Annotated in this window: 12 protein-coding genes; all 12 read left to right on the top strand. The window is 31.2% G+C overall.

Going from position 1 to position 10,304, the window contains the following annotated elements:
* Positions 1-1,143 (top strand): FapA family protein (locus VJ881_01485; protein HKL74710.1); only part of this gene is annotated, 1,143 nt, incomplete at its 5' end.
* Between the two features lie 45 nt (positions 1,144-1,188).
* Positions 1,189-1,497 carry a hypothetical protein gene (locus VJ881_01480; GenBank protein ID HKL74709.1) on the top strand — a complete coding sequence of 103 codons (309 nt, stop codon included), beginning with the start codon at positions 1,189-1,191 and terminating at the stop codon, positions 1,495-1,497.
* Between the two features lie 16 nt (positions 1,498-1,513).
* Positions 1,514-2,026 carry a hypothetical protein gene (locus VJ881_01475; GenBank protein ID HKL74708.1) on the top strand — a complete coding sequence of 171 codons (513 nt, stop codon included), beginning with the start codon at positions 1,514-1,516 and terminating at the stop codon, positions 2,024-2,026.
* Positions 2,019-2,507 carry a hypothetical protein gene (locus VJ881_01470; protein HKL74707.1) on the top strand — a complete coding sequence of 163 codons (489 nt, stop codon included), beginning with the start codon at positions 2,019-2,021 and terminating at the stop codon, positions 2,505-2,507. Before VJ881_01475 ends, VJ881_01470 begins: the two co-directional genes overlap by 8 nt.
* On the top strand, positions 2,500-3,255 hold the full coding sequence (flgF, locus tag VJ881_01465; GenBank protein ID HKL74706.1) for a flagellar basal-body rod protein FlgF: 756 nt from the start codon (positions 2,500-2,502) through the stop codon (positions 3,253-3,255). The genes VJ881_01470 and flgF overlap by 8 nt, the downstream gene beginning before the upstream one ends.
* 129 nt (positions 3,256-3,384) lie before the next feature.
* Complete coding sequence (gene flgG, locus VJ881_01460; GenBank protein HKL74705.1) at positions 3,385-4,170, top strand: flagellar basal-body rod protein FlgG; 786 nt, start codon at positions 3,385-3,387, stop codon at positions 4,168-4,170.
* Positions 4,171-4,201: 31 nt separating this feature from the next.
* Positions 4,202-5,182 (top strand): flagellar basal body P-ring formation chaperone FlgA, encoded by a 981-nt coding sequence (flgA, locus tag VJ881_01455; protein HKL74704.1) that lies wholly within the window; start codon positions 4,202-4,204, stop codon positions 5,180-5,182.
* Between the two features lie 14 nt (positions 5,183-5,196).
* Positions 5,197-5,778 (top strand): flagellar basal body L-ring protein FlgH, encoded by a 582-nt coding sequence (locus VJ881_01450; protein ID HKL74703.1) that lies wholly within the window; start codon positions 5,197-5,199, stop codon positions 5,776-5,778.
* A 33-nt stretch (positions 5,779-5,811) separates the two neighbouring features.
* Positions 5,812-6,978: a flagellar basal body P-ring protein FlgI gene (locus VJ881_01445; GenBank protein HKL74702.1), complete on the top strand. Its 1,167-nt coding sequence runs from the start codon at positions 5,812-5,814 to the stop codon at positions 6,976-6,978.
* A gap of 13 nt (positions 6,979-6,991) precedes the next feature.
* A complete protein-coding gene (locus tag VJ881_01440) occupies positions 6,992-7,327 on the top strand; it encodes a rod-binding protein (GenBank protein HKL74701.1) in 336 nt (111 codons plus the stop codon).
* A gap of 20 nt (positions 7,328-7,347) precedes the next feature.
* Positions 7,348-9,858 (top strand): SpoIID/LytB domain-containing protein, encoded by a 2,511-nt coding sequence (locus VJ881_01435; protein ID HKL74700.1) that lies wholly within the window; start codon positions 7,348-7,350, stop codon positions 9,856-9,858.
* Between the two features lie 85 nt (positions 9,859-9,943).
* On the top strand, positions 9,944-10,304 hold a 361-nt coding region (locus VJ881_01430; GenBank protein HKL74699.1), incomplete at its 3' end, for a hypothetical protein.

Below are 10,304 nucleotides of genomic sequence, written 5' to 3'. Positions count from 1 at the left end.
GTTGATGAAAAATTAAAATACCATTTTAATGATAAAAAGGAATCTATTGGTACTCAACGCGAAGATGGAAGCATGGATTTTTATAATCGAGGATTAATTACTAATGTAAATCCCGGTGATACTTTAGTAACGATAGAAGATAGTAAAAAAGGTAAACCAGGTCATAAAGTAACTGGAGAGGAAATTCCTCCTCGCGAACCAAATACTGTAGATCTGCCTTCAGGTAAAAATGTAAAAGAAGAAGATGGAAAATTAGTTTCTGAAATTGAAGGTCAGGTTGTTAAAGATGGTAAAAGAGTAAATGTTCTACCAGTTCATGAAGTAAAGGGCAATGTAGATATGGATACCGGTAATATAGATTTTGTCGGTAATGTAGTTGTTAAAGGTGATGTTAATGAAGGTTTTAAAATTAAAGCTGGTGGAAATGTTGAAATAAATGGTCGAGTTTCAGCTGCTCAAATTGAAAGTGAAGGCAAGGTTATAATCAAAAAAGGTTTTGTAGGAAAAGAAAAGGGTAGAATTGATGCAAAAGGGAATGTAGAAATTAAATTTATAGAAAATGGCCATATAAAAACTGAAGGAAGTATTATTGCCAGTGATGCCATAATGCATAGTGATTTAAATGCTGCTGAAGATATTATAGTTACTGAAAATAAAGGTTTGCTTGTCGGTGGTAATTGTCAGGCCGGTCATAATATAGAAGCAAACATAATAGGTTCAACAATGGCTACCAAAACAATTCTTGAAGCTGGTGTTGACCAGGAAACAAAAGAAGAATTAGAAGAAGTCAAAGAGGAATTAGAAGAAAGTGAACAAAATCTATTAAAAACTAAAAGAGCTATCAAAGCTCTTAAAGAAATAAAAGAAAAACAGGGCAAATTGCCTACAGATAAAGAAGTTATGTATCAAAGATTATTAAAAACAAAAAAAGTAATAAATAAATCTATAGAGAAAAAAGAAAGTAAAAAAGCTGAGCTTGAAGAAATTTTAAATAATGTGGAAAGAGGAAAAATCAAAGTATATGAAAAAGTATTTTCAGGTGTAAAAATGATTATTGGTAAGTCACAGTTTAATGTTCATGAGGAATTACATCATTCTTCATTTATTGAAGAAAATGGAGAGATAAGACAGATTCCGCTTTAAAGACATGATTTTTGCTTCAAAATCTGTGATTAGGTGGTGACAAAGATGACTGAACCTATAACCCCATATACCACCCTACAAATGACACTTGAAATGGAAAGAATGCAGAATATAAAAGAACATCATCAGGCTCATGAACAGGGCAATTTAGCTCAGGAAATGAAATCAAAAAAAGCAGAAGAAGAGCGCTCAGTTCATGAAAAAGAAAAAGCTGAAAAGGGCAAAGTTGAAGATGAAAAAGAAGAAAAAAACAATCAAGAGAATGGTAAAAATAATAAAAAAAATGATGGGGAAAATAATAAATCAGAAAAAAATAACAGTAAAAAAGGAAATTTTATTGATATAAAAATTTAATCCAGGAGGAAAAGATATGGGTTGGTGGTTATTGATATTTGGTATAGTATTATTAGCAGGTGGAATTATGCTCAAAATCAAAGAATATGAAGATTTTGGGGATTATAAAGATTTTCAAAATCTAACCACTAAAACCAGATATCTCAAAGGAGAAACAAACAAATCTAATAATTCTATTGATGAAGTAATAAGTGATGCTGGAAATAAGGAAAAACAATTAAGAAGAATAAATAATGAATTAGATGAAATAATTACTGAAATTCACAGTAAAGAAGAAAGAATTAAAAATATTTTAGAAGAGTCTAAAAAAGAAGATATGGAAAATTTAGAGAAGAAAAATTTTAAAAAAATGTTAAAGAATTCAACTGAAAAAATAGAAGATAATGAACTTCCAGAAAAACATAGAAAAATATTTAAATTATATAATCAGGGCCATAAAGAAGAAGAAATAGCAGATAAATTAAATATTGGAATCAGAGAAACTTCTTTGATATTAAAAATGCATAGAAGAGGTGCAGCTAATGATTAAAAATATTTTAGCTGATGTTATGGTTGGATTTGGAATAATTATTTTAGTAATTGGAATGCTTTTTGTTTTTGATATCTGGCCAGTTTCTGGTGAAAGTAAACAACAAATTAAGCAGGCTGAAAATAATACAGAGCAGGAATATTTTACTCAGAAACAAATGCCAAAATTTAATACTAATTTTGCCTGGGAAAGAAATTTACCTTTTAATATTAATAATATAAATTTTGAAAAAGAATTTACTGAAGAAAAAAAAGAAATAGAAAAAGTCGAAATAGTAATTCCAGCCGGAACATCAGCCAGTGTAATAGCAAACAAGTTGAGTGAAAAAGGAATAATGGATAAGGAAAGATTTATTGATATTTTGATAATTTTTGATGCAGAGAAGAAATTGAATCCAGGAACTTATGTTTTTGAAAAAGACGCAGATGTATTAGAAGTATTTTCCAAAATTTTAGTAGGAGGAGGTGTCTACCGTGATTAAAGGATTATATACAGCAGCCTCAGGAATGCTGGCTTCCAAACAGCGCTTAAATGTAGTTTCAAATAATTTGGCTAATTCAAATACAACCGGTTATAAAAAAGAGGGAACTGTTAGAGAATCTTTTCCAGAAATGCTCATAAACAAAATTGATAGTAAAGGTAAAGAAGAAATTGGCTCCCTTGGTACTGGAGTAAGAAATCAGTTTAGTTATACTGATTTTTCTAATGGTAAATTAAAACATACTTCCAACCCCTTAGACCTTGCTATACAGGGTGAAGGATTTTTTGTAGTAGATACACCAGCTGGTGAAAGATACACTAAAAATGGTAATTTTACCTTAAATGAAATGGGCCAAATTGTGACTCAGGAAGGTTATCCTCTTTTAAATGAAGAAGGAGAACCAATGCAGACTATTGATAACAGAAGTATAAACTTTGATGGTGAAGGACAGCTTTATCTTGATGACCTGGAAGCTGGTAATGTACAGGTAGTTAATTTTGAAGATAATAGAAATCTAGAAAAAGTAGGTGAAAATCTTTATCAGGTTGCTGATGAAGGAGTAGAAGCCCTGGAAGCAGAAAATTATCAAATCAGACAGGGTTATCAGGAAGCATCTAATGTGAATGTAGTTAAAGAGATGACAAATATGATTGAGGCCAATCGTCATTATGAAATGAATCAAAGAGCTATAAAAACTGCTGATCAGACCTTAGAAAAGACTGTGAATCAGGTAGGAAGAATTGGCTAGAATGTTAATATAATTTAAATTATTGAATCAGCTGGACCTTAACAGGAAGCTGATTGCTGTCAACCGACCGAGACAGCAGAGATTTTTTAAAAAAATAAATATGAATAAAAAATAGAGGAGTGATTGTTAATGATAGGTGCTTTATGGACAGCTGCAACTGGAATGGATAGTCAACAAACTAACATAAATGTAATTTCTAATAACCTGGCAAATGTAAATACAACTGGATTCAAAAAATCAAGAGTAAACTTTCAGGATTTGATGTATCAACAGATCAGACAGCCAGGAAGTCCTAATGCTCAGGGTTCTCAAATACCGGTAGGTATTGAAGTCGGACATGGTTCTCGAGTATCAGCTACCCAAAAATTATTTACTGAAGGTAGTGTACAGGCAACTGATAATCCACTTGATATAGTAATTGAAGGAGACGGCTTTTTACAGGTGCAAAAACCTGATGGAACTATTGCCTATACTCGTGATGGTTCACTAAAATTAGATGGTCAGGGTAGAATAGTAACTTCTGATGGTTATTTATTACAGCCCCAAATTAATATTCCTGAAAATGCAACTGATATTAGTATTACTTCAGATGGTACAGTAAATGTTTTGGTAGATGGCCAGGAAGAAGCTCAAACTCAGGGCCAGATCGAATTAGTTCGTTTTTCCAATCCAGCCGGCCTAAATAGTGCTGGTCGAAATCTTTATGAAGATACAATGGCTTCTGGTGAACCACAGACTGGTCAGCCAGGAACCCAGGGTTTTGGAACAATTTCTCAGGGATTTTTGGAAAAATCTAATGTAAAAGTTGTAGAAGAAATGGTAAATATGATTTCTGCCCAACGTGCTTATGAGATAAATTCAAAAGCAATTCAGGCTTCTGATGAAATGTTACAGACAGCCAGTCGTTTAAAATAAATAGATTGAGATAATAAAAGGGGAAGTTTATATGAAATTTAAAAAGATATTTAGTGTTTTATTGGTTTTCTTGGTGTTTTTTTCTATTAACTCCCCTTCAGTTTTATCTGCTCAAACAATAAAGATTTCTAAGAATGAAGAAGTAAACAGTGAATGGATAAAACTTGGTGATATAGCAAAGCTAACAGATTTTAGTCCTGATTTAAAAGAAGAACTAATTTCTGTTAAACTGGAAAAAGCAGCAAGACCGGGTTATGAAAGAAATATTAGCAAACAATTAATACGTCTTGTTTTAAAAGATAAAGGATATGATATTACAAATTTTGTTTTTGATATTCCGGATCGGATTAAAGTAAAGACTTTAAGTAAAAAACTAGATAATAACAAGTTGGAGACGTTTATTAAAGAGCATATACAGAAAAATATAGATTATGAATATGATCAGATAGAGATCGAGATTACCTCTTCTTTGTCTGAAATAATAATCCCGGATGCCGATTATAGTTTTGAGATTAGCCGAAAAAAAAGTAATTATCGAGGGAGTTATTCACTGCCAGTAGATATAATTGTAAATAAGACTGCCTATAAAAGAATCTATGTAAACTTAAAAACTAATATTTACAAAAAAGTTTTTGTAGCTAAAAAGAATTTATTTAAAGGCAAAAATATCTCAAAAGATAATTTTGAATTTAAAACAGCCAGTATTACAGATGTTGATAGTACTATAATAAGCAATTGGGATAATTCTTTAATAAAAGATGGCCTATTAACTAAAACAATATCTAAAGGAGAAATTCTTACAGAAGAATATCTAAAAAAACCAATTGTTATTACCTGGGGAGATCAAATCCAGGCTGAAATTAAAATTGGTGGGATTACTGTTAACACTATGGTTAAGGCTAAAGAAAGAGGTAAAAAAGGAGATTTTATACTTGTTGAAAATTTAAAGACAGGCAAACAATTTAAAGCAGAAGTTATAAATAGAAGGCTTGTACGATTAGTCCGTAATTAGCGGAGGTGAATTAAATGAAAAAGCTTCTTTTAGTAACATTAGTTATTTTTTCTTTAGTTATTGTGAGTAACACTGTTTATGCAAATAATTCCCTCTGGTCAGATGAAGCTGCCGGTAAATATGAAGATCGCCCGGATTATCAGGCTGGAGATATAATAACAGTTCTTATAGAAGAAGATGCAAATGCTGTGCAGAGTGCTAATACTTCTACCAGTCAGTCAAGTTCTATAGAAGCTCAGGCCGGAACAGGTTTATTTAATTTTATTAAAGCCTTTGGTTTAGGTTATTCTGATCAGGGTTCAGCTGATGGTCAGACTCAGCGCAGTGGTACTCTTGAAGCTGATATTACAACTCAGGTTGAAGATGTATTGGATAATGGCAATCTAAGAATTATAGGATCCAAAAAAATAAAAATAAATGGTGAAGAACAGATTATTAAACTTAGTGGTATTATTAGACCGGAAGATATAAAATTAGATAATGAGGTATCTTCCCAAAAAGTTGCTGATGCAAGTATTGAATATGAAGGTAGAGGACCGGTTGCTGAAAAACAGGAACCAGGTTTATTTGAAAAAGTACTTAACTTTTTCTTTTAATAATTTAGTTTGGAGGAAGTCAGGAGGTAAAAGATGACTTTAATGATTGATAAAAATAGATTAATAAATATCCTAAAGACAGTATTGATTCTGGCTTTGCTAATAGTTTTTTCTACTCCATCTGCTGGAGCTGTATCTTCTAATGATCCTTTAGTTAGAATTGCTGATATGACAAGGATAGAAGGAATGAGAACAAACCAGTTAAGTGGATATGGACTGGTAGTTGGTCTAAATGGATCTGGTGATTCAAGTAGTAATCAGGCTACTGTCCAGAGTGTGGCCAATATGTTAGATGAATATGGGATTGAAGTTAATGCTGAGCAGATAGAAAGTCAGAATATTGCAGCTGTGATAGTAACTGCCACTTTGCCTGCCTATGCGTATAGTGGTGACCAGATTGATGTTACTGTTAACTCTATAGGTGATGCAGATAGTTTACAGGGAGGAACTCTTTTGCAGACTCCTTTAGAAGCAGCCAATGGAGAGATCTATGCAGTTGCTCAGGGACCTGTATCGATCGGTGGTTATAATGTACAGGGGGGTGGAGGTAACAGTCAGCGTCAGAATCATCCAACTGTGGGTAGAGTTCCCAGTGGTGCTTTAGTTGAAAGAGAAATTGAAGCTGATCTTAACAAAGAAGAATTTACTTATATCTTAAATCAACCTAATTTTACTACAGCTCGTTATATGGCTCAGGCCATAAATAATCAATTTGAATATTTGAGTGATAGTTCTAAAATAGCCAAGGCTTTAAGTCCTGCTCGGGTAAAAGTTGATGTACCTGGTGAATATGATAACCAGCCTGTTAACTTTATTTCACAGGTAAATAATCTGGAAGTTAGATCAAGTATGAATGCAAAAGTTGTTATAAATGAAAGAACTGGAACAATAGTAATGGGACATAATGTCCGAATTTCAACTGTTTCGGTTGCTCATGGAAATCTAACTGTTACAATTAGTACTACAGAAGAAGTTTCTCAACCTGAACCTTTAAGTGAGGGAGAGACAGAAACTACTGAAGATACTGAAATAACAGTAGATGAAGAAGAAGGTCATATGACAGTTGTGGAAAGTAAAGGTACAATTCAGGACCTTGTTACAGCGTTAAATACTATTGGAGCAACCCCCAGGGATATTATTGCTATTATCCAACAGATAAAAGCAGCTGGAGCTCTCCATGCTCAATTAGAGATACAATAAGGAGGTTTATCTTATGGAAATGGACCTTAATTATAATCCTGCTCAAAATCAGTATCAAAAAATAAATAACCAAAATAATTTTACTAATAAATTGAAAAATTCCAGTCGAGAAGATTCTGAAGAGCAATTAAAAGAGGTAGTAGATGAATTTACTTCCATCTTCCTTAACCAAATGTTTAAGTCAATGCGTTCTACTATTCCAGAAGGTGGAATGATTGATGGTGGGTTTGCTGAAGATGTGTTTACAGATATGTATGACAAAGAAATCAGTAAATTAGGTAGTAAGCAAAATAATTTTAGTGGTTTAAATCAAATTTTATTTGAACAGCTTAATCAAAATAGTAAATAGTAATAGGGGAGTTGATTCTAATGTTTTTAAATAGAATGGGCCGGAGATTTTTTCTAACAATATTATTATTGGTCTTATTAATACCGGTAATAATTTTTTCTGCAGAATCAGTATTGGCCCAAAAACTTTATACCAGAGAACTGCAGGAATTTATTAAAAATGATAAAGAAATCAGATTATTACTTTCAGAAAAGAAAAATAGTATTAGGATTACTCCCTATCAGGATTTAAAAATCAGCAATCAAAAAGGTGAAGAAATCTATCTAAAAAAAGATACAATCTATGAATTCAGTCATGATTACCCTCTTGAAAAAAGATGGAAATTACAGGTATTTGCCACTCAAAATAAAAATAAAGCTGAAAATATTGTGGCTGAACTAAAAAATAAGGGATATGAGAATATTACTTTACTCAAAAAAGACAACCTATATAAAGTGCAACTAGGTGATTTTTCAAATCGAGAAGAAAGTGAATCTTTGTCAGTTAAATTAGCAAGAGATGGCTGGGATTCCTGGCCGATTAGTTATGAAAAAATTTCACCGGAAAAAGAAAAAAAGATTATTATTTATGGTCCAGATGATGAAATAATATTTTCTGGAAAAAAAATCAGAACAAATGGCAGTTTGAAGATAGACAGTACTTTATATAAAGGTGACTTTGATTTTAATTTTACCAGTTATGGGATAGAAATTTTTAATGATATTGCTTTTAATAAATTGATTACTGCTATGCTCTCTGCTGAAGTTCAGGGTAGAGCAAGATTGAGTCATTCCAAATATACAGAAGCTCTTAAAGCTCAGGCAATTGCTATTCGTACTAAAATATTACATCATATTATTGAAGCCGATAAAACAGTCTACAAACCTTCTGAATTTAAAAACTTCAGAGGTTTTACTTTTTATAAAAGCTATGTAGAAAATGCTGTAGAAAAAACTGATGGTATAGTTATTAATTATAATAATGAAATTATAAATAGTTATTATCATAAAAATAGTGGTGGAGAAACTGCCAGTGCTATAAATATTATAGAAAAAAATATTCCTTATCTAAAATCAGTTTCAGATCAAAGAGCAATTGATGATCCACTTTTTCTTCCTGATTGGTCTGCTAACTATCAGGAAAAAGAATTATTAACTCGTTTTTCTCAATATTTCCAGAAAGATATTAATGGAATTAGAGATATAACAATTGAAAAAGAAACTTCTACAAATAGAGTAGCAAAGATTAAAATAAAAACAGATTATGGTAGTTACCAAATAAAAGGAGAAGAAATTCGAGAATATTTTCAAATTAAAAGTCTTATTTTTGAAATAAATAAAGAATATAATAATGGTTATCTTAAAAATCTGAGTTTATCTGGGATTGGAATAGGTTCAGGACTTGGTTTGTCTCAGGATGGAGCTCAAATAATGGCTCGTGAAGGTAAAACTCATAAAGAAATAATAAATTATTATTATCAAAATGTCTCTCTAAAAGATCTAAATTTTGTTAATTATACTCGGCAATTAGTTGAAGCAAAAATAACTATCGGTTTAAAATATAAGGAATTACGACAGATTAACTGGAGTGGTCCAAAAGTAATTACTGTTTTAGAATATGAGATTGGTAATAAAAGAGTGGCCTTTAATAATATTTTGGCAAATAATAAAATATCAGGACTGGCAGATCTTAGCGATATAGTAAATGAAAATCAAGCTCTTGCCGCAGTTAATGGTGGTTTTTATCAGGCAAATGGTGAACCTTTAGGTTTGTTTATTTCCAATAAAAAAATTATTTCAAAATCAATTTATGGAAGAGCTTCTTTAGCTCAAACTGAAGAAGGAAATTTCCTCATAGATAGAGTTGAGTGGGAAGGTATGTTTAGAAATAAAAATAATGACCAGGCTTTTTCTGTTAATCTAGTTAATGAAAAAGCAACTGAAGAGGATATAGCTATTTACAATCAATATTTTGGAAAAAAAGCTCCTCTCTTAGAACCAGGAATGACAGAACTCATTATAAAAAATGGAGAGATCGTATCTAAAATAAATTCTATAACTATTATAAAAAGCGAAATTCCTGAAAATGGATATATTATTCAGGCCAGAAAAAATGAAAATTTTTCTGATTTTAAAGTAGGAGATAAAGTAGAATTTATAAATTATTTTAATAATTCAGCCTGGAACAAATCAGAGATAGTAAATGCAGTAGGTGGAGGTCCATTATTGGTTGTAGATGGAGAAGTAGCTATTTCCGGAGAAAAAGGAAAATTTCAGAATGATATTTTATATGGAAGAGCTCCCAGAACTGCTGTGGGAATTACTGAAGATGAAAAATTGGTATTTTTTACAGTAGATGGCAGACAGCCTGAATTAAGTGTAGGTATTACCCTAAAGGAATTGGCGCATTTTATGAAAGATTATGGTATTATTAAAGGGATGAACCTTGATGGAGGCGCTTCTGCAAGAATGATGGTTAGAGGATATACTATGAGTAATCCAAGTAGTGAAAGACTATTAAGTAATGGATTAATTTTTTATAAAATTAAATAAATTAAAATTAAATTAAAATATTTTTTATAATAAGGAAGGTATTTGTCATATTATCTAGAATATGTAAAAAGGAGGGAGATTTTCTATGTCCAGGCAATTTACTATAATATTTATTATAATTTTTGCATTTGTAGTTATTTCAGTAGCACCAGTTTCTGCTTTTAGACTTGATAATGCTCATTATATTATTAGTGGAAATGGAGAAAAGATAACTTCTCTTAATCTTAATTTAAACTATGATTTAGATAATATAAATGGCATAGATGCTTTTTTAAAATATCGTAATGGTGATATTAAACTTGAAGGTAGTTGGTTAATAAATTTTTATAAAAGACCTGATAATAATTTTAATTTAGAATTATCACTAATAGCAGCTCTAAATAATCTTAGTCCTACACCAACTTTAGGATTTTCTGGAACAAATAGCTATCAGGGTAGTAATGATT

The organism is Halanaerobiales bacterium, assembly GCA_035270125.1.
Classification (GTDB): Bacteria; Bacillota; Halanaerobiia; order Halanaerobiales; family DATFIM01; genus DATFIM01.
The sequence above is the reverse complement of the archived record's forward strand: the minus strand, read 5'-3'. Positions and strand labels throughout refer to the sequence as shown.

What these genes read in the sequence shown, in the direction of transcription:
- VJ881_01435 (HKL74700.1), top strand. Translation starts at nt 7,348, where the DNA reads ATGTTTTTAAATAGAATGGGCCGGAGATTTTTTCTAACAATATTATTA.
- VJ881_01480 (HKL74709.1), top strand. Translation starts at nt 1,189, where the DNA reads ATGACTGAACCTATAACCCCATATACCACCCTACAAATGACACTTGAA.
- VJ881_01445 (HKL74702.1), top strand. Translation starts at nt 5,812, where the DNA reads ATGACTTTAATGATTGATAAAAATAGATTAATAAATATCCTAAAGACA.
- VJ881_01450 (HKL74703.1), top strand. Translation starts at nt 5,197, where the DNA reads ATGAAAAAGCTTCTTTTAGTAACATTAGTTATTTTTTCTTTAGTTATT.
- flgA (HKL74704.1), top strand. Translation starts at nt 4,202, where the DNA reads ATGAAATTTAAAAAGATATTTAGTGTTTTATTGGTTTTCTTGGTGTTT.
- VJ881_01475 (HKL74708.1), top strand. Translation starts at nt 1,514, where the DNA reads ATGGGTTGGTGGTTATTGATATTTGGTATAGTATTATTAGCAGGTGGA.
- VJ881_01470 (HKL74707.1), top strand. Translation starts at nt 2,019, where the DNA reads ATGATTAAAAATATTTTAGCTGATGTTATGGTTGGATTTGGAATAATT.
- flgG (HKL74705.1), top strand. Translation starts at nt 3,385, where the DNA reads ATGATAGGTGCTTTATGGACAGCTGCAACTGGAATGGATAGTCAACAA.
- VJ881_01440 (HKL74701.1), top strand. Translation starts at nt 6,992, where the DNA reads ATGGAAATGGACCTTAATTATAATCCTGCTCAAAATCAGTATCAAAAA.